12 protein-coding genes and 3 pseudogenes are annotated in these 19,129 nt (G+C 61.4%); 9 read left to right on the top strand and 6 right to left on the bottom strand.

The genetic code is table 11. The features are described 5' to 3' along the window. Positions 1-16: 16 nt before the first annotated feature. Positions 17-235 (top strand): annotated as a pseudogene (locus J4G43_RS05375) (transposase zinc-binding domain-containing protein); the annotation flags it as partial. Between the two features lie 81 nt (positions 236-316). Here J4G43_RS05375 and J4G43_RS05370 read toward each other — a convergent pair. The 3 genes from J4G43_RS05370 to J4G43_RS05360 are packed head-to-tail and all read right to left on the bottom strand — an operon-like array spanning position 317 to position 3,437. Beyond that, a complete protein-coding gene (locus J4G43_RS05370) occupies positions 317-1,306 on the bottom strand; it encodes a tyrosine-type recombinase/integrase (protein ID WP_028153990.1) in 990 nt (329 codons plus the stop codon). Beyond that, entirely contained in the window at positions 1,303-2,208 is a 906-nt protein-coding gene (locus J4G43_RS05365) for a tyrosine-type recombinase/integrase (protein WP_028153991.1), read from the bottom strand. The genes J4G43_RS05370 and J4G43_RS05365 overlap by 4 nt, the downstream gene beginning before the upstream one ends. Next, positions 2,208-3,437 (bottom strand): tyrosine-type recombinase/integrase, encoded by a 1,230-nt coding sequence (locus J4G43_RS05360; protein WP_225004627.1) that lies wholly within the window; start codon positions 3,435-3,437, stop codon positions 2,208-2,210. The genes J4G43_RS05365 and J4G43_RS05360 overlap by 1 nt, the downstream gene beginning before the upstream one ends. 169 nt (positions 3,438-3,606) lie before the next feature. Here J4G43_RS05360 and J4G43_RS05355 point away from each other — a divergent pair. After that, positions 3,607-4,620: pseudogene (locus J4G43_RS05355) on the top strand (IS91 family transposase); the annotation flags it as partial. Between the two features lie 380 nt (positions 4,621-5,000). Then, complete coding sequence (locus J4G43_RS05350; protein ID WP_038951335.1) at positions 5,001-6,350, top strand: IS701-like element ISBj6 family transposase; 1,350 nt, start codon at positions 5,001-5,003, stop codon at positions 6,348-6,350. A gap of 98 nt (positions 6,351-6,448) precedes the next feature. On the opposite strand, the gene ltrA is transcribed toward J4G43_RS05350, so the two are convergent. Further along, positions 6,449-7,771: a group II intron reverse transcriptase/maturase gene (gene ltrA, locus J4G43_RS05345; RefSeq protein WP_456298913.1), complete on the bottom strand. Its 1,323-nt coding sequence runs from the start codon at positions 7,769-7,771 to the stop codon at positions 6,449-6,451. 387 nt (positions 7,772-8,158) lie between these two features. Between ltrA and J4G43_RS05340 the strand changes: the two genes are divergently transcribed. Then, positions 8,159-8,296 carry a hypothetical protein gene (locus tag J4G43_RS05340; RefSeq protein WP_171901125.1) on the top strand — a complete coding sequence of 46 codons (138 nt, stop codon included), beginning with the start codon at positions 8,159-8,161 and terminating at the stop codon, positions 8,294-8,296. Between the two features lie 49 nt (positions 8,297-8,345). On the opposite strand, the gene J4G43_RS05335 is transcribed toward J4G43_RS05340, so the two are convergent. Next, a complete protein-coding gene (locus J4G43_RS05335; RefSeq protein ID WP_155258104.1) occupies positions 8,346-8,624 on the bottom strand; it encodes a hypothetical protein in 279 nt (92 codons plus the stop codon). A gap of 362 nt (positions 8,625-8,986) precedes the next feature. Here J4G43_RS05335 and J4G43_RS05330 point away from each other — a divergent pair, with 362 nt between their 5' ends. From J4G43_RS05330 to J4G43_RS05305, 5 genes are all read left to right on the top strand, one after another. Further along, positions 8,987-11,677, top strand: a complete 2,691-nt coding sequence (locus J4G43_RS05330; RefSeq protein WP_208084211.1) for an arylsulfatase — start codon at positions 8,987-8,989, stop codon at positions 11,675-11,677. A 152-nt stretch (positions 11,678-11,829) separates the two neighbouring features. Then, positions 11,830-13,308 carry a DUF1254 domain-containing protein gene (locus J4G43_RS05325; RefSeq protein WP_028153446.1) on the top strand — a complete coding sequence of 493 codons (1,479 nt, stop codon included), beginning with the start codon at positions 11,830-11,832 and terminating at the stop codon, positions 13,306-13,308. A gap of 378 nt (positions 13,309-13,686) precedes the next feature. Next, the gene (locus J4G43_RS05315) at positions 13,687-15,096 is read left to right on the top strand and encodes a DUF1254 domain-containing protein (RefSeq protein ID WP_028153445.1); all 1,410 of its coding nucleotides are present in this window, start codon (positions 13,687-13,689) and stop codon (positions 15,094-15,096) included. A gap of 34 nt (positions 15,097-15,130) precedes the next feature. Next, positions 15,131-15,583 (top strand): DUF2721 domain-containing protein, encoded by a 453-nt coding sequence (locus J4G43_RS05310; RefSeq protein WP_063629892.1) that lies wholly within the window; start codon positions 15,131-15,133, stop codon positions 15,581-15,583. Between the two features lie 31 nt (positions 15,584-15,614). Beyond that, positions 15,615-18,029, top strand: a complete 2,415-nt coding sequence (locus tag J4G43_RS05305; RefSeq protein WP_028153443.1) for a cytochrome c3 family protein — start codon at positions 15,615-15,617, stop codon at positions 18,027-18,029. A gap of 26 nt (positions 18,030-18,055) precedes the next feature. On the opposite strand, the pseudogene J4G43_RS55850 reads toward J4G43_RS05305, so the two are convergent. Then, positions 18,056-18,949: pseudogene (locus tag J4G43_RS55850) on the bottom strand (hypothetical protein). Positions 18,950-19,129 lie beyond the last annotated feature (180 nt).

The raw sequence follows: 19,129 nt of genomic DNA, 5'->3' as shown, positions 1-19,129 counted from the left end.
CGGCGGGATGCGGGTGATGATCCGCCCCGACAGCCGCGGCAACAGGCCCGCCATCGAGATTGCCGATATTCTGCGCCGGCATGGCGACGCCTATCGCCGTGTACATGCCGGTCATCTGGGGCGGGTCGAGCGGCGCGTGATGAGCGCGATCGTTGCGTGCCGGACCGAGGCGCTCGGCGGCCACATGGAGGCTTGCGACGACTGCGGCACGACACGCGTTGCCTATAATTCCTGCCTTATGGGCAAAGCCAGTAATGGGGAGCTGGCGGCAATTTGATCGCGCTCCTGCACCAATCACCGCCAACCCCGCTCTCCATTACGAGGTACGCCTGAGGAGTTCGATCAGCTGGTCGGTGGGCTGGAAGACGCCGCGCCGCAGGTGGGGCGGCACGATCGCCTCCATCGCATCGAGCTTCTCGGTTGGATCGCCGCGCGTGTAGACCTCGGTGGTCGTCAGCGTAGCGTGGCCCAGCCACAGCGACACCTTCCGGATGTCCCGGGTCGCTTGCAGAACGACCATCGCGCAGGTGTGCCTGAGCACGTGGGGCGAGACGCGTTTCTTGGCGAGACCGGGCTGCTTGCGAGCCGCAGTCGCGGCGTGCTGCCTGAGCAGATAGGCAAAGCCCCATCGGCTCAGCGGCTCACCACGGGCGTTGACGAACACCTCGGGTGTCGCGACCTGCCCGCGGATGGCCAGCCAGGCACGCAGTGCAGCAGCCGCCGGCTTCCACAACGGCAGCGTCCGCTCCCGGCGTCCCTTGCCGAGCACGCAGATGCTCATCGAAGGCAGGTCGATGTCATCGACCTTGAGGCCCGTCAGTTCGGAGACGCGCAGCCCTGCGCAGACGGCCACGTGCAGCATTGCGCGATCGCGGATGCCATCGCGTGTCGCCGGATCGGGAGCGTCGAGCACGGCTTTGAGCTCTTCGCGCAGAAGGTAGGGTACCAGGCGCGTGTCAGTTTTCTTGAACGGGATCGCCAGTACACGGCGGATCTGCTCGAGCGCCGCCGGCTGCCGGTACTCGAGGAAGCGGAAGAACGACTTGATCGCCGCCAGGCGAACGTTGCGCGTCACGGCCGCGTTTTTGCGCTCGTCCTCAAGATGCTCAAGGAAGGCGCTGACGAGCCCGGCATCGATCTGTTCGAGCGTCAGCGCCGAAGGTTTGACCTTGAGCCGGTCGGCGGCGAACACGAACAGCAGCTGGAAGCTCGAGGCATAGGAGTCCCTCGTGTGCTGGCTGGCGCCCCGCTGGCAAGCGAGTGTGTCGCGCAGGAACGTCTCGATGAGGGGAGCGATCGGCGTCATGCTGACCTCCCTTCGGAGATGAACGCTTCGCCGGCCATGGCGACATCGCGCAAGAGGTCGGGCGTGGCCTCGAGATACCAGTAGGTCGCATAGATGTTGACGTGACCCATGTAGGTCGCGAGTGCCGCCATGTGCGCCCCGCACCGGCCCCGGCCGGTAGGGCTGCCTTGCAGCGCGCGCACCGCAAACGTGTGCCGTAGATCGTGCAGGCGAGGACGGCGAGCCGACGTCGATCTGATGCCAACCTTGTCGACCAGCCTGTCGAAGGTCTCCTTGACGGCAATGTAGCGTAGCGGCCGACCGGGCTTGTCGATGAAGACCGGATCATCGTCTGAGCCGAGCCCGCGACGTGCCAGGTATCGCTGCAAGCCGGCAACCGCCGTGTCGTGCAGCGGCACCAGTCGGGTCTTGCGGAACTTGGTCTCGCGGATCAGCAGACCGTCGCGGGTCACGTCCGCGATCGTCAGCTTCAGGGCTTCGGAGATCCTGAGCCCGGTGGATGAGAGCAGCGCGATCAAGGTCGCTTGCGTGTGCGGGCGCAAGCCGCGCGTTGGCCGAAGCCGCAGCGCAGCTTCGACCAGCCGACTAATCTCGTCTGTCGTGTAGATGTGCGGCGTGCGACGCTTCTTGCGGGCGCCGAAGTGATTTGCCGGCGGCAGCTCGTGCCCGACTTCCTCCACCCGGACATGGCGTACGAAGCGACAGACGGCTCTGAGCCGTGCATCGCGTTGCGCGACGGATGGTCCGAGCGCGGCCCAGTCGATCGCTGTTTTTGTCTCGACGTACGTTTGTCCGCGCTCGGCCGCGAAGGCGGCAAAGCTCTTCAGCAGGTGCTCCGCGGTCGACATCGCGAAGCCCGTGGTGCGGCGGAGCGCGAGATAGGTCTCGATGGCGTCGAGCATCAGAGCGCCTCCGGCCAAGGCTGAGCAACCTGCTTCAGCAGCGCGACGTCGGCCTTTGCGTAATAGGCCGTCGTGTCGATGCCGCGATGCCGAAGGACGAGGCCGATCTTGTCGAGCGGCACGCCATGGCGCAGCATCTCGGTCGCCGCGGTGTGCCGCAGAGTGTGGGCCCCTTTGACCGGCGCCACAATGTCGGCCCGCTTCATGATACGCTTGACCACCGACGAGATGCCGTCGCCTCGTCGGAATGGCCGGCTCGGCGCGATCGTGCGCAGGAACAAGACATCGTTCCGGCCGGTAGACGGCCGGCATTCGAGGTAGGCGGCGATCGCATCCCCGACGTCTTGCGGTAGCGGCAGCCGGACCTCGTAGCGCGACTTGCCGCAGACCCGTAGCGATCCCGTTTGCCACTCAATATCCGCGAGACGCAGTTGCGCCACGTCACCGGCCCGCAGGCCGAGGCGCACCAACAAAAGTACGATCGCACGATCACGCCGGCGCCCACCGACGTCGCCGTCACAGACAGCGATCAGCCGGTCGACCTGCTCGGTCGACAGATACCGGGGCATGTCGGCAAGCTGCCAATGAGCGTAGGCTGGAACGGCGCCGTCGAGACCTGCCTGACAACGGCCTGCGACTGCGAGATACCGCAGGAAGGCCCGCAGGCTCGTTGTCATCTTCTCGATCGTGCCACTCCCGCTATTGCTCGCCCGCTCCAGGAAGTAACTGCGGACATCGTTCGGCCTCCAGCCGTCCGGGTCAGATCGAAGATGCATCATCAGGCCCGCGGCGTCGCGGGCGTAGAGCCTGATGGTGGCATCGGATGCGCCGCGATGCTTGCGCAGCCACGTTTTGAAGTCGGCGACCAGCTGCGGCTCGGCGGGTGCTGCCGCCACCGCGGACCGGCAAAGGCCGAGCTCGACGAGGTGCCGACGAAAGAGCCTGGCACCGTAGATGGTGTGGTGGTTGCGCCGGCCGCCTTTGGCGCGTGGACACCGGCAAGTGCGCAGGTGCTCGCCGAACGCGGCGAGATCAACGTCCGTCAGGCCCGCGCCTTGCTCGGCCATAACATGACCGATGTGAGCCGCCGCTCGCAAATAGCGTACCGCTGTCTCGGGGCCATAGCCCTGCCGCTCCAGCGCCGCTGCAAACCCGTCAAGGTAAGGCCCGCTCGGCCCACTGCGCAGATGCCCCAGCATCTTCGCTGCCGAGAAGTACGTCTCCAACATGTCCGTCTCCGTATGTGACCGGCCATCAGTGGCCGACCCAACGGGGCCGCACGAGCGACTTGTAATGGAGAGCTCGAGAGCGGCAATCCACAAGAAAATACGGTGATCGCGATTGGCAGCTCCCCATTACTGGCTTTGCCCATACGGCAGGTAATGGGTGATGCCCATTACTTGCCGCAACCGGCACTGTCCGAAGTGTCAGGGGAGAGCCCGAGCCGCGTGGCTCGCCGCGCGTCAAGCTGACCTGCTTCCGGTTCCCTATTTCCACGTCGTCTTTACACTTCCCGCTCCGATCGCCGCGATCGCCTTTCAGAACAAGGCCATCGTTTATGCGATCCTGTTCAAAGCCGCCGCCGAGGCAATGTCGACGCTCGCCGCCAATCCACGCCGGCTCGGCGCCGGGATCGGCGTCGTCGCCGTCCTCCACACCTGGGGGCAGGCGCTGACGCACCATCCCCACGTCCACTGCGTCGTGCCGGGCGGCGGCCTCTCGCCCGATAGCGCGCACTGGATCGCCAGCCGACCAAACTTCTTCCTGGCCGTCAAACCGCTCGCCCGGCTGTTCAGACGCCTGTTCCTCGAACGTCTGACCGCCGCCTTCGACGCCGGCACCCTGAACTTCTTCGGCGATCTCGCATCCCTGGCCGAGCCTGCTGCCTTCGCAGCTCACCTCGTCGCTATGCGGCGCATTAGCTGGGTCGTCTACGCCAAACGGCCGTTCGGCGGCCCCGCGCAGGTGCTGGCCTATCTCGGCCGCTATACCCATCGCGTTGCAATCGCCAACAGCCGGCTCGTAGCCCTCGACGAGGATCACGTCGCCTTTACCTGGAAGGACTACCGCCAGAACGGCGCGACAAAGATCATGAAGCTCGAGGCCGACGAGTTCATCCGCCGCTTCCTTCTTCACACGCTGCCCGATGGCTTCCATCGCATCCGCCACTTCGGCTTCATGGCCAACGGCCATCGCGCTGCCAAACTCGCCCTTTGCCGCAAACTTCTCGATCGTGAGCGGACACCGCCAAACGATGGCAAGCCGTCGCCTGTGGATTCGGACGCTCTGACGTGGGCCAAGGTTCCCGCCTGTCCTGATTGTGGTGGCGTCATGCGCATCATCGAGCGCTTTCGACACAGCTTCAGTCGTTCCGGCGCTCCAACCCAATCGTTCCGGTGCGACACATCGTGAGCCAATTCATGCCGTGCACGAAGATCGTCATTCGTCATTATGATCCCATCGTCTCGATCATCGCAGACGCTGCCGAATCCGTGCGGCCAAACAGCGCGCCGGAAACTATTCGATGCAGCGGGCCATCGATCGCTACAGCCGGTAAAATGCTCTCTGTCTCAAGTTGCCGCCATTGCGCAACCAAAACGTCGCCGCGTCAGCTCCGCAGTCTGCCGATAGCAACCCGCGATCTCAAACTATCCCCATAGCCGCACCACCGTGCATATTCTCCCGCGCCTTCGTTCAATCCGGCTTCAATGAGGTCGCGTTATAAGCGCTTGCCGCGCCCTCGCGTGAGCGCGACCTCACAGAACCCTCCAGATTCCCGAATCAATTTTTCAATGATTCATGGGTGGTCGGCTCTTGGAGGGCTGACCATGCCGGGATGGGAAGACGAACTCGAACGCTGGCTGATGCCGTTCTTGGACCGGCTGGGTCATAAGACCCGGCAGCGGATGTGTCCTCTGTATGTTGCGGGATTGATCGGTCCTGGCGATCGCAAGAGCGTTCAGCCGATGGCGGAACGCCTTGTCACGAGCAACTACGACCAGTTGCACCATTTCATTGCCGACGGTGTCTGGGACGCGACGCCGCTGGAGACAGAGCTGCTCAACCAGGCGGACCGACTCGTCGGCGGCAGGGATGCGGTGCTGGTTATTGATGACACCTCACTGCCGAAGAAGGGTGAGCGATCGGTCGGTGTTGCGGCGCAATACGCATCGGCTCTCGGTAAAACTGCAAATTGCCAAACGCTGGTGTCTTTAACGCTTGCGCGCGGCGAAGTGCCAGTGATGGTCGCGTTACGTCTCTTTCTGCCTGACAGCTGGACAAGCGACATGCCCCGTTTGAAGCGCGCTCGCGTGCCAATCGAACACCGAACGCCACGGTCCAAGCCGGAGATCGCTTTGGCCGAGATTGACCGCGCGATGGCAGCCAACATGCGCTTTGGATGTGTGCTGGCGGATGCAGGATACGGCCTCAGCGCACCGTTTCGACAAGGGCTAACAGAGCGCGGGCTGGCCTGGGCGGTCGGTATCCCTCGGCACCAGAAAGTGTATCCCGTCGATGTGAAGCTCATTTGGCCGATCACCAAAGTCCGTGGCAAACCACGAAAGCACCACGTGCCCGATATCTTATCGATTGCGGCAGAACAAATGCTGGCCAGCGCCAAATGGAAAACCGTGAGTTGGCGTAGCGGGACGAAAGGTCGGCTCAAAGCCCGATTTGCTGCCCTCCGTGTCCGCACCGCCGACGGCCCTCCGCAGCGGATATGGGATAAAGGTCAGCAGCATCTCCCAGGCGACGAAGTCTGGCTCATTGGCGAGCAACGTGCCTCCGGGGAGAGCAAATACTATCTCGCCAATCTTCCGGCGACGACGGATCTGCGCACGCTGGCCGCCACCATCAAGGCACGGTGGATTTGTGAGCAGGCGCATCAACAGTTGAAGGAGGAGCTTGGACTTGATCACTTCGAAGGGCGATCATGGCAAGGTCTTCATCGCCACGCCCTTATGACAATGATTGCCTACGCCTTCCTGCAACATCGTCGCCTCGCATACGCGGGGCGGAAAAAAAAGAATCAACGGGCCTCCGCCTCAACCAACCATGCCCGCCGTACGCCATGCCATCGTCGATCTCATCCTTCGGCCGCCGCCTCAGCAATGCCCATATTGCCGAAAGCAAATCCTTGAAAAACAGCGGCCAAAACACATTCTGTTCGCGGTAGGGACACCCATCACTGGGCGCCCCCCGCGCAGATCCCGGCGAGCCCAATTAAGGCACCGGGCTCCTACCTCGGGTGTTTGACGGCGAAGCGCAGCTTCGGCCATGGATGAAGGATGCGAGCCTTGGGGAGCCAGTCATCGGTGATCTGCGTTATGCGATCCCAGGTCAGACAGGTCCGCTGACTGCGCCGCCGAAGCGTCCGCCTCCAGAGATCGGTCAGATAGAACCGAAACGCATTGAGCGCTCGGCCATTCGTCGGGACAGCAAAGTACGCAAAGTGGCCGGTCAAGACCTGCCTCAGCCATTTCCCTTGTGCAGGGATCGGCCAGTGCATTCGGCGCCTTAGCTCCTCCTTGATTTCGCGGAGTTTGGTTCGCAAGCGGTCGCTACGGGTCTTCCGTTGAAGCTGGAAGCGCCCTTGGCGTGATTTGCCGCAGATAAACGTGAACCCCATGAACGCAAAGGTTTCCGGCTTTCCGAGTCCGCGCTGCTTGCGTTGAGCCGCCGCATGGCGACCAAACTCAATCAGGCGGGTCTTGGCCGGGTGGAGCGTCAGCTCGAACTCCTCCAGTCTCGCGCGCATCGCGTCAAGGAAACGACGTGCGTCATCCTCGCGCTCAAAGCCGACTACTACATCGTCCGCGTAACGCACGATGATCATGCCGCCGGAGACCTCGCGCTGTCGCCAGCGTTTGGCCCACAGGTCGAGAGCGTAGTGCAGGTAGATGTTGCCGAGAAGCGGTGAAATCACCGAACCTTGACCCGTTCCCCTGTCATCAGCGGCTACGACGCCGTCTTCGAGAACACCCGCCTTCAGCCATTTCTGAATGAGGCGGATGATGCGCTTGTCGCCGATCCTATGTTCCAAGAAGCGAACCAGCCAAGGTTGACTGACTGCGCCAAAGAAGTTTTGGATGTCGGCGTCAATGATCCAGTTCACGTTCCGCGTCTCGATCGCTGTGCAGAGCGCGTCCAACGCATCATGTGGTCCTCTGCCGGGCCGAAACCCGTAGGAAAAGCCACAGAAGTCTCCTTCGTAGATGGCGTTGAGCACGATGACGGTGGCGCCCTGGACGATTTTGTCTTCGAGAGCCGCGATCGCTAACGGGCGCTGCTTGCCGTCTGCCTTTGGTATGTACGTCCGGCGAGACGGTTGCGGGCGATACGCTCCTCGTTGGACCCGTTTGTGCAGATCGGCGAGCCGGGGCTCGAGATCTTCCTCGTAGTCCTCCCACGTCATGCCATCCACTCCGGGAGCAGCCTTACGCCTGAGCGCAAAGAACGCCGCCCGCAGTGTATCGACATTGATGTGGTGAAAGAGCGCGGTGAACCGGTCCTTCTTCCTCAGCCTTGCGGCTGTCCGTACGCGGTCCAGCGACTGGGTCATGCGAGCCCGGCCCTGTGTCCGGTGCATGCGCTGCTGTTCCGCGTTTCCCTTGGTCCCCGGCCTTGGCTCCGCCCACTCCGCCGCCAGTAATCCGGCTTTGTTCGTTGGCTTCTCAGCTACTATGCCAGAGTCAGACTTCTCCGTGTCGTGCATCAGCGGCTACAGCTCCTCGCCTTCCCGCTGCGGACCATCTCCTCCGAGAAGGAAGATGGCCGACCCGGAGATATCCCGGTTCCCGTACAAGGAGCTTCCATACATGCCAGGGTCTACGACCACGCCGGGTTGGACGGGTGCTCGCGTTTGCGCACTCGCCCATATTGCCTTCCGCTCTTTGGACAGCGTCGGCTCCCGAGATAACACTGTTTCGCGGCTCAATGGCTGGCCTGCATGCTCCCCTACCGACGCTTCGCCGACACCCTCGCGGACGCCTGCGCACGGCTCGGGGCCGATGTGGTTCGCTACACCTTCATCGCAATGGACTTCCACCATCTATTCCTTGCCGGTCTCCCGGCGCACCCAAAGTAGTGCTAGTGAACTCCGCGTCGCGCGGAGCGCAGGAACACCTCGGGCTTGATCATGAGAGAAACCAAAACAGCCCTTGCCGCCGTTTGAGTGAATGTCCTTTGGTTTCTCGTCTTTCCGGCGGCAGCTGCCAGCCACGTCCATAGGGCCATGCGGCCTGCGTACCGCTATTCCCAAGCTCGCTGCGATCGCTCTGCTCCAGACGATCGCTCTTGATCGCAAGCCTAGGCTTCGCAGGAAGCTTCGGCCAAGGAACCAATGAAATTGCTGCGACCAAGGCGATCGCGAGCACGGCGCCGGCGACAGGATGATTGAGTTTGTGAGCGAGCATGCTGTCGATCCAAGGTGAAGACCCGGAAGCTTGTCATTTGAAGTGTGAGCCCCAGACATTTCTTCCCGTTGATTTCGCTCAAGGTCCGCCGTTCGACTTAGTCCGTGCAGCATGATGACGAGTGTGAGCGCGTGTTCTGCTCTTCAATATCAGATGGATTTTTGCAGATGCTTGATCGACGTGACGCCTGCAAATTCCTACAAAAATTGAGCGCGTGCCGCCGGATAGCTCAGCCAGGCGATCCAATCTGCCCTTAGGTACCGTTCTTGCGGAGGTTGATCTTGCGTCAACGTCACTTCTTGCCTCGTCGTTGAGAGTGATAAACGTCTGCGCGGTTGCGCGCGCCTCACGGGAGGGCTGCAATGAGTTTTCGTGCGATCGTTTCCATACTGTTCTTGACATCGTCGCTATCCGTCCCTGCGTTTGCACAGCAAGCGCAACCGACCACGCCGCCGCCGGGCTCGCCGGCCGCAACCATCACCATTCCCGGGGATCAGCTTCCACCACCGCCGCAGAAATTCGGTGGCAAGATCGAGCGCGATGCGACGAAGTCGACACCATTTTGGCCTGCGCGTGTCGTTCCGCCCAAAGGCGCGCCGAACGTTCTTCTGATCATCACCGACGATTCCGGCTACGGCGTGCCGTCGACGTTCGGCGGAGTGATCCCGACCCCGGCGCTCGATCGGATCGCGAAGGACGGCCTGCGTTATACCAACTTCCATTCGACGGCGCTGTGTTCGCCGACCCGTGCGGCACTGATCACCGGCCGCAATCATCATTCGGCTGGCTACGGTGTCGTTGCCGAACAGGCGACCGGCTATCCGGGCTATGACAGCGTCATCACCAAGGACAAGGCCACGATTGGACGCATCCTCAGGGACAATGGCTACCACACCGCGTGGTTCGGCAAGAACCACAATACTCCGGAATACCAGGCGAGCCAGGCCGGACCGTTCGATCAGTGGCCGACCGGCATAGGCTTTGAATATTTTTACGGCTTCATGGGCGGCGATACCAATCAGTGGGAGCCAGGCAATCTCGTCCGCAATACCACGCCGATCTATCCTTACGTCGGCAAGCCCGGCTGGAATTTGATGACCGCGATGGCCGACGAGGCGATCGACTACGTCAACCGCATCAACGCGCTCTCGCCGGACCAGCCCTTCCTGATCAAGTTCGCGCCGGGTGCCACCCATGCGCCGCATCATCCGACCAAGGAATGGGTTCAGAAGATCAGCGAGATGAAGCTGTTTGATGCCGGCTGGAACAAGCTGCGAGAGACGATCTTCGCCAACCAGAAGAAGCTGGGCGTCATTCCGCAGGACGCCAAGCTGACGCCTTGGCCGAAAGACCTGATCAAGGAGTGGGACCAGCTCAACGCCGACGAAAAGAAGCTCTTCATCCGGCAGGTCGAAGTCTTCGCTGCCTTTGTCGCCTACGCCGACAACGAGATCGGTCGCGTGATCCAGGCGATCGACGACCTCGGCAAACTCGACAACACCCTGATCATCTACATCAACGGCGACAACGGAACGAGCGCCGAAGGCCAACCGAACGGCACGCCGAACGAAGTCGCGATGTTCAATGGAGCCAACCCTGGGGTCGAGGAGCAGCTGAAGTATTTTTATGACGCCTGGGGCACCGACCGCACCTACAACCACATGTCGATCGGCTGGGCCTGGGCGTTCGACACGCCGTTCTCCTGGACCAAGCAGATCGTGTCGCATTTCGGCGGCACCCGCCAGGGCATGGCGATCTCCTGGCCGAAAATCATCACAGACAAGGGCGGCATTCGTAGTCAATTCCACCATGTCATCGACGTCGTGCCGACCATTCTCGAAGCCGCGCACATCAAGCAGCCCGACATGGTGGACGGCATCAAGCAGAGCCCGATCGAGGGTGTCAGCATGATGTATACTTTCGATAAGAACAACGCGAACGCGCCTTCGACGCACAAGACCCAGTATTTCGAGATGTTCGCCGATCGCGCGATCTACGACGACGGCTGGATCGCCAGCACCAAGGTACTGCGGCCGCCGTGGGTGACGGCTGGCGTCAAGCTGCCGGACCCTGCCGACTACCCCTGGGAGCTCTACGATCTCAAGAACGATTGGACGCAGTATGAGGATATCGCGGCCAAAAATCCTGCCAAGTTGAAGGAGATGCAGGATTTGTTCTGGAAAGAGGCGCAGAAATATCAGGTTCTGCCACTCGATTCCTCGGTGGCTGGCCGGCTGGTTATACCACGGCCGAGCCTCAGCGCTGGCCGCACCTCTTTCACCTGGACGCGGCCGCTCACTGGCACGCCGAACGGTGACGCGCCGAGCGTCCTCAACGCCTCCTATAATTTCAAGATCGATGTCGAAATACCGCCGAGCGGCGCCGAAGGCATGCTGATCACCCAGGGCGGACGATTCGGCGGATACGGCTTCTATGTTCTCAAGAACAAGCCGGTGTTCACGTGGAACCTGGTCGACCTCAAGCGCGTACGCTGGGAGGGACCGGAACTGACACCGGGCAAGCATGTCATCGAGTTCGATTTCAAGTATGACGGTCTCGGTGCGGCAACGATGGCCTTTGGCGACTATAGCGGTATCGGCCGCGGCGGCACCGGCGTCCTCAAAGTCGACGGCAATGCGGTCGCAACCGAGACGATGGAGCACACGCTTCCCTTCATCCTGCAGTGGGATGAGGCGCTGGACATCGGGTCCGACACCGGCACGCCGGTCGACGACAACGACTACAGCACGCCGTTCACCTTCACCGGCACGCTCAACAAGATCTCGCTGAATATCGACCGGCCGAAATTGAGTCCGGAAGACATCAAGCGTCTAGAAGCCGCGGCAAGGGCCGCTGGCGATGGGCCATCTGCCGATGCCGGCAAAGCCGCCGCCGAGGCCGGTGCGCCGCAAGTCTCGGGCGATATCGGCCTCAGCGTGCTGCAAAAGGTCGAGCTGCGCCTCGATAAGCGCGAGGGCTGTCGCAAACAGGCAGAAGCGCTGGGTGTGGGGATGATCGAGAGGATCCAGTTCGTCCGAAACTGCATGAAGTGAGGCCGCGGCTGTAAGACGGCGCGGGGAGTCAAGCAACTCCCCGCACCTGATCGCGTCCCACGATACTGGCACCAACTGAGTCTTTCAGAACTTCCGCCGCTTCGGCTTTCATCACCCGCCCGCGCGCGGTCTCAACGATGTGGAGGTCAGTTATGCTTTCTACCGAACAGGGATCGATTTCGCTTCATCGCCGCGATTTGATCGCAAGCGCGCTCGGTGCCGGGCTGGGCGCGGCATTGTCGCCAGCAACGAGCGAGGCTGCCGGCCCCCTTCTGCGCGGGCTAGGCGAGCTGAAGGGCGATGCCGAGGAAGAGCTGGCGTATGTTCTTGCATTGGAATGCTATGTCTATGGCTTTCCGCTGGTCATGATGGATGCAACGCGAGCGGTGATGACGGCCACCTCGAAGTCCGAGCAGTACAAAGCGCCCATCAACCAGTTCGGCAGGATGCGGACCTATGTCGATCCGGATTTCAAGGACTGCGTCCGTATCAGCGTCAATTCTCTCTGGGCGTTTTCGTTCATCGACCTGGACAAGGAGCCTTTCGTCTACTCGCAGCCTGATACCCAGGGGCGCTACGTCGTCATGCAGGCGCTCAACATGTGGACCGACGATTTCGCCTCGGCGGGCAGCCGGACCACGGGGACCGGCGCCGGAGACTTCCTCATCGTCGGCCCGAAATGGAATGGTGTTGCGCCCAACGGCATCAAGCAGACGTTCCGTTCGACAACCCGCTACGCCTCGGTGCTGGTCCAGATCGCGTGCCATAGCCCCACGGAGTTTGCTGCGATCAACAAGCTGCAGGATCAATTGCAGCTGACGCCGCTCAGCGCCTGGGGCAAGCCCTACACGCCGCCGTCGGATGTGCCGATCGACACCAGTGCCGATACAACCGCGACGCCGTACGATCAGGTGCGGCTCATGACCGGCGAGATGTTCTTCAAGCGCCTCGCCGCTGCGTTGAAGGACAATCCGCCCTACCCCGACGACACCAAGACCGTCGACAAGCTGAAGCGGATCGGGATCGAGGTCGGCAAGGACTTCGATCCGTCCAAGCTCGATCCGGCCATTCTGCGAGGGATCAACCGGGCGCCGGCCGAGGTCTGGTACAAGCTGGAAACAGGCCCCTACACTGCGCCGACCGTGAACGGCTGGCAGGGCGCGCTGAATATCGGTCGCTTCGGTACCGACTACACCACGCGCGCGTTCATCGCCTGGTTTGGATTGGGGGCGCTGACGTCGGATGATGCGGTCTATCCAACCGCCTTTGTCGATGGCGACGGCAACGTGCTGGACGGTGCGGCGAAATACGTTCTCCATCTGGAGAAGGACGAGATATTCCCTTCCGAAAGCGGGGTTTGGTCGATCTCGCCCTATCGCGAGAATTTCTACGTTCGAAACGCGATCAACCGCTACGGCATAACTTCGGCGATGCCGATCACATACAATCCGGACGGCTCGCTGGATATCTACATCCAGGCGCAATCACCAGGCGCCGACAAGGAAACGAACTGGCTGCCGTGTCCGCCGAGCCTGCCCTTCAATCTCAGTGTCAGGGTCTATCAGCCCAAGACGGCCCTCAAGGACGGCACGTTCAAGATCCCGCCTATTCGGCGCGTCCGGAGCAGCTGAACGACGTGGAGCCTAAGGCAGGCAAGGACTTGTCCTGGCCAGCCCGGAATTGAAACCGCGACTGAAATGGAGCTATGGAACATGACCAAGATATGCGCTGCCCTGTTGCTGATCCTGGCCACGCTCGGTGTTGCGAGAGAGGCTAATGCTGTCGTCTGCGCTCGCGGTGTGGTTCGTGCGGGATGCGCCGGTCCCAATGGCGCGGTTGTCGCTCCCCGTCCGGCCGTCTCGGCGCCAGTCGTCGCACCCGTGGTGCGCCCGGCCTGCGCGATTGTAAACGGGGTGCGCGTCTGCCGCTGACAGAGCGCGACCGATCGGGGTCATCCCGGCCGTCCACGCTGCGGCCGTCCTGGCTTTTCTGACAGGAGAATTGCGACAATGAAATCCATAACACGGAGAGCTTTTGCCTGCGGGATAGCTTTGCTCCCGTCGTTCCGTCCCGCGCTTGCGGGCGCGCAAACCGCCGCCAGTCCCACCGAAGCCCGCGCAATTGCCAAGGAAGCCTATATCTACGGCTTCCCAATGGTGGATAGCTACCGCATTCAATATGCCTATTTCATCGATGCGAATGGCCCCGAATTTAAGGCGCCATGGAACCAGCTTCGCAACTTCTCGCGCGTCTTCACCCCGGAAGACAAGGCAGTCCAAACGCCCAACTCGGACACACCCTACTCATTCCTCGGCATGGATTTGCGTACGGAGCCCATCGTGCTCACCGTTCCTGCGATTGAAAAGGAACGCTACTTCAGCATTCAGCTAATTGACGCCTATACGTTCAACTTCGACTACATCGGTAGTCGTAGCACCGGCAACAATGGCGGCAGTTTCCTCATCGCCGGACCTCATTGGAATGGCTCAACCCCGAAAGGTGTGACGAAGGTTATACGTGCCGAGACCGAATTTGCGCTGGCCGCGTACCGCACGCAACTTTTCAACCCCGGCGACATCGACAATGTGAAGAAGGTGCAAGCCGGCTACAAGGTGCAGACGCTCTCGGCCTTCCTTGGCGCGCCAGCGCCGAAGGCCGCCCCGGCGATTGATTTCATCAAGGCGCTGACGCCCGAGACCGAAAAGACCTCACTTGAGTTTTTCAACATCGTCAACTTCCTCTTGCAGTTCTGCCCCACAAACCCCTCCGAAAAGGAACTGATGGCGCGGTTCGCCAAGATTGGCGTTGGTGCTGGAAAGAACTTCAACGCGAGCGATCTCACGCCCGAACTGAACACCGCCGTCGAACAGGGTATGGCCGACGCCTGGCAGGCATTGGCCCAACTGCAAAAACGAATGGATGCTGGGGAAGTGACCAGCGGGGACACCTTCGGCACCCGCGCATATTTGAAGAACAATTATCTCTACCGCATGGCCGCTGCCGTGTTTGGCATCTACGGCAACTCCAAGCAGGAAGCGATGTATCCGATGTATCTCGTAGATGCGGACGGCAAGAAATTCGACGGGGCGAACCGTTACACCGTGCGCTTTGCACCGGGCCAGTTGCCACCGGTAAATGCCTTCTGGTCCCTTACCATGTACGAACTGCCGTCGAGCCTGCTCACGGCCAATCCGATTAACCGCTATTTGCTCAATTCGCCGATGCTGTCACAGTTCAAGCGCGACGCGGACGGTGGAATGACCTTCTACATCCAGAACGAGGCTCCGGCAGCAGACAGGCAACCCAACTGGCTGCCCGCACCCAAGGGTGGCTTCTTCGTTGTTATGCGTCTCTACTGGCCGAAAGCTGAGGCGCTCGAAGGCAAGTGGAAACAGCCCCCGATGCAGCGAGCAGTTTAGTTTTCATTCGTGCCACCAGGAGAATCGAGCAAAGATGGACAACGTGATCCAGCTGGTGCCGGTAACGCCTTCGATCGACCAACTGGCCCGGATCATCGGCAACGTCGCGGCGCCGGCTTTTCTGCTGGGGGCCGTCGCGTCCTTCATCTCAGTCCTTATTTCCCGCATCAACCGGGTCGTCGACCGGGCTCAATTCCTTCACGGCATCACTGATGATGATACCTCAAAGAACTACCTCAAGGCGGATATTCCCCGGCTGCGACACCGGGCTTCGCTCCTGAACAGGTCGCTGTTCTGCTCCATCCTCTCTGCGATCCTCACCGCGCTCATCATCATCGTTGCCTTCATCAGTGCGCTGTTCAATGTCGCCCACGAATATGGCGTGGCCCTGCTGTTCATGGCCGCGCTGCTGACGTTCTGCGCTTCGCTCGTCGACCTCGCCCGCGAGACCCGAATTGCCCTTCACGACAACGATCTGCGCGTGTAAGTCTTCCAGGGCATGCGAGGGGTGATCGGACGTGACGAAGGGTTCTCGCAAGAGCCACAGGCGTCAGAAGGCCCCCGCGACGGCGCGGCCTGAACAAGCCCGTTCGCCCCCTGTTCAACGCTCCGCGCCAACATTGCGCTGGCGGACTGCTGCGCTGTTGGCAATCGGGTCGGGTGCGCTGTTTCTTCTGCTTGCAAGCGGGCTGTCCTGGTTCAAGACGTCGGATACCTCGTCTCAGCCGGCCAGCGTAGCAGAGCTGAGCTTTGTTGGCAGCCAAGCGTGCAGCGGCTGCCATCAGGCGGAGACAGGGCTATGGCAAAGCTCGCAACATCGCCACGCCATGGATCACGCGACCGATGCGTCTGTCCACGGCGACTTCAACGATGCCGCGTTCGAATATGCCGGAACGCGCTCGCGCTTCTTCCGAAAGGACCGGAAATTTTTCGTCGAGACAGACGGTCCGGACGGCAAGCTTGCGACGTTCGAAGTCAAATACACCTTCGGCGTCGAGCCTTTGCAGCAATATCTGATCGAATTTCCGGATGGTCGCATCCAAGCTCTGTCCGTCGCCTGGGACACGCGGCCCAAGGATCAGGGTGGGCAGCGCTGGTTTCACCTTTATCCGGATGCCGCGGTCACCAGCAGCGATCCCCTGCACTGGACCAGGCTGAACCAGAACTGGAATTTCATGTGCGCCGAGTGCCACTCGACGGACGTGCACAAGAACTACGACGCCGCCAAGGACCGTTTCGCCACCAGCTTCTCCGAGATCAGCGTCGGCTGTGAGGCTTGTCATGGCGCAGGCTCGCGACATATTGCATGGGCGCACCAGAAGCCTGCCGCCCGCGGCCCGGATAAGGGGCTGCTTGTCCGATTCGACGAACGCGCGGGCATCACCTGGTCGGCCGAAGCTGGGACTTTAACTCCGAAGCGCAGCGCACCTGCAGCAACCCTGCGCAAGGAAGTCGAGACCTGCGGGCGCTGCCATGCGCGTCGCGGACAGCTCTCCGAAGACTGGGTGCCGGGCAAGCCCCTGTCGGAAACCCATCGGGTGTCGCTGCTCGACCGGCAACACTTCCGTGCCGACGGCCAGATGCGCGACGACGAGGAGACCTACAACTACGCCCCCTTCAAGCAAAGCAAGATGTTCGCCAAGGGCGTCACCTGCAGCGACTGCCACGATCCGCACAGCGCAGCGCTCAAGGCGCCCGGCGATGGCGTCTGTGCGCAATGTCATGCGCCGTCCAAGTATGACTCTGCCGCGCACCGGCAGCACGCCAATGTGTCGCCGCCGCCAGGTTGCGCTTCCTGCCATATGCCGGAACGTCGCTACATGGTCGTCGATCGCCGCCACGATCACGGCTTCCGCATCCCCCGCCCCGATCTCTCGGTGCAGCTTGGCACACCGAATGCCTGCAACGACTGCCACCGCGACAAGCCCGCCGCATGGGCGGCACAGCAGATCGAGACCTGGTTCGGTCCGGAGCGGCACGGTTTTCAGACTTATGCAGGGGCATTTCATGCGGCATGGACCGATGCACCCGATGCGCAAGCTCTCCTTGCAGTCGTCGTCGGCTCAAGCGACGCACCCGGAATTGTCCGCGCCAGCGCGCTCGCCGAAATGCCCGCGCCCGATGCCGACCTGACCCGTCGCGCGCTCTCCGATCCCGATCCGCTCGTGAGGCTGGGCGCACTCGATGCGCTGGAGGGAATTCCGGCCGACCAGCTCTGGACGCTTGCATCTCCCCAATTGACGGACCCGGTGCGCGGCGCGCGCATCCGCGCCGCCGAGCTTCTTGCATCCGTTCCGCCATCGCGCCAACCGACGGCCGATCGCAGCAAGTTCACGCAAGCCGCCGCCGAATTCGTGGCGGCGCAGAAATTGAATGCAGATCGTCCGGACGCCCGGACTGCGCTCGGTAACTTTCTAGCACGACAGGCCAGCGCCGCTGAGGCCCAGGCCGAATATCGGGCAGCCCTCAGGCTTGACCCATCGTTCTCGCCTGCCGCCATCAATCTTTCCGATCTCTATCGGCAACTTGGGCGCGACAGTGATGGCGAGCGCGTGCTTCGCGAGACCCTGTCCAACTCTGGGCAGAGCGCCTCGCTTCACCATGCACTCGGCCTCGTGCTCGTGCGGGAAAGGCGCGCCAGTGAGGCGCTCGATGAATTGCGTCAAGCAGCAGAGCTGGACCCCAGTCAACCGCGCTATGCTTACGTCTATGCCGTGGGGCTGAATTCCTCTGGCCGTCGCGACGATGCCCTTGCCGTTTTAAGAACCAGCTTGCAAGCACATCCCAACGATCATGACACCCTTTCTGCGGCACTCGCCCTGAGCCGCGAAAAAGGAGATTCCGCGTCCGCCTTGGGTTATGCTGAGCGACTCTCGCGCTTGATGCCCAGCAATCGCGAGATTGAAGATCTCATCAAGCAGCTCAAGCGGTAGACGGCTTCGATAGATCTGCAGCTCGATTAGTTTCGTACCGCGTATAGCGGCGTCCTAAGCGTGAGCTGGTAGGCTGGTTTCGGCAGCCACATGATCTCGGCGGTCAAACCAAACAGTCGGTTGTCATTGTCGTCCATGCGGTCCAGATCGAGCCGCACGATGGGCTGGGTGAACGACTGGATCGGCGCGAGGTTTAGCAGCTGGGCGCCTCCGAACGACTGTACTCCGATGCGCCCCGTAAACTTCCAGTTATTCGGCCATTGATAGTAGCCGCCGACATAACCGATCGTATTCGGGTTAATTCTCACCGATGCGTTGTCTACATCAACGCGCGTGTGCTGGACGCCCATGAGAAAACCGCGAGTCTCGTCCTTGTCCAGGGCATAATCGAACTCGAGAATGTTGCTGAACGACGTCGCGGTCAGAGGGCTGTTTGGAATCGACTGGGTGATCGTGGATTGCAGCGTCACGGTCGGGAAGGTCCCGCCATTCTGCTTTTAGATGTCGGCCTGGAAACCGATATTCCAGCTTGTGATGTCAAATGAAGACCATCCGCTGCCCGCAAATTGCGTCGAACTGCCGGACACACCGGCGTAGAGCGAGACGCGATCGGTGACATCGATCGTAAATGGAAGATCGACGTTGAGTGATTTTGCCGCCGGCAATCCGGTCGATAATGCCGCGCTGTTCGATCCGGTAAGCGTTGGCAACGCGGTGAAGAAGGAGGGATGACCAAAGCCAAACGCCAAGGATCCCGCCGGGATCTGCGCGTAATAGGTTCTGAGATCGAGGTACATCGTCGGCACGGTCGGCTTTTTATCGCCATCGCTATCGTCGTCGGTATCAGCGGCCAACGAGCTCGCCGCCGGACAAATCAGGACGACGCCGAGTGCGGCCTTCAGAACGGTCCGAAACCTCATCAATGCCGGCTCCGAGTTCGACGCAAACCTTGCTGACCTGCAAGGCCCGCCAGATGCTGCAACATATCGTGCCATGAATTGCGTCACTTTGTCTGCAACCTTCGGATCACGATTTTCCCCGTAGTTCTGAATCACTGCCAGGACGCACGACTGATCCACCATGTCGCGATCCAAGCACCT

Origin of the sequence: Bradyrhizobium barranii subsp. barranii (assembly GCF_017565645.3) — a bacterium.
Lineage (GTDB): Bacteria > Pseudomonadota > Alphaproteobacteria > Rhizobiales > Xanthobacteraceae > Bradyrhizobium > Bradyrhizobium barranii.
This window is presented reverse-complemented; position numbering and strand designations above follow the sequence as displayed.

Bases quoted from the DNA above. Each gene is read 5' to 3' on its own strand.
- J4G43_RS05370 (WP_028153990.1), bottom strand. From the start codon at position 1,306: ATGACGCCGATCGCTCCCCTCATCGAGACGTTCCTGCGCGACACACTC.
- J4G43_RS05365 (WP_028153991.1), bottom strand. From the start codon at position 2,208: ATGCTCGACGCCATCGAGACCTATCTCGCGCTCCGCCGCACCACGGGC.
- J4G43_RS05360 (WP_225004627.1), bottom strand. From the start codon at position 3,437: ATGTTGGAGACGTACTTCTCGGCAGCGAAGATGCTGGGGCATCTGCGC.
- J4G43_RS05350 (WP_038951335.1), top strand. From the start codon at position 5,001: ATGATTCATGGGTGGTCGGCTCTTGGAGGGCTGACCATGCCGGGATGG.
- ltrA (WP_456298913.1), bottom strand. From the start codon at position 7,771: ATGACCCAGTCGCTGGACCGCGTACGGACAGCCGCAAGGCTGAGGAAG.
- J4G43_RS05340 (WP_171901125.1), top strand. From the start codon at position 8,159: ATGCTCCCCTACCGACGCTTCGCCGACACCCTCGCGGACGCCTGCGCA.
- J4G43_RS05335 (WP_155258104.1), bottom strand. From the start codon at position 8,624: ATGCTCGCTCACAAACTCAATCATCCTGTCGCCGGCGCCGTGCTCGCG.
- J4G43_RS05330 (WP_208084211.1), top strand. From the start codon at position 8,987: ATGAGTTTTCGTGCGATCGTTTCCATACTGTTCTTGACATCGTCGCTA.
- J4G43_RS05325 (WP_028153446.1), top strand. From the start codon at position 11,830: ATGCTTTCTACCGAACAGGGATCGATTTCGCTTCATCGCCGCGATTTG.
- J4G43_RS05315 (WP_028153445.1), top strand. From the start codon at position 13,687: ATGAAATCCATAACACGGAGAGCTTTTGCCTGCGGGATAGCTTTGCTC.
- J4G43_RS05310 (WP_063629892.1), top strand. From the start codon at position 15,131: ATGGACAACGTGATCCAGCTGGTGCCGGTAACGCCTTCGATCGACCAA.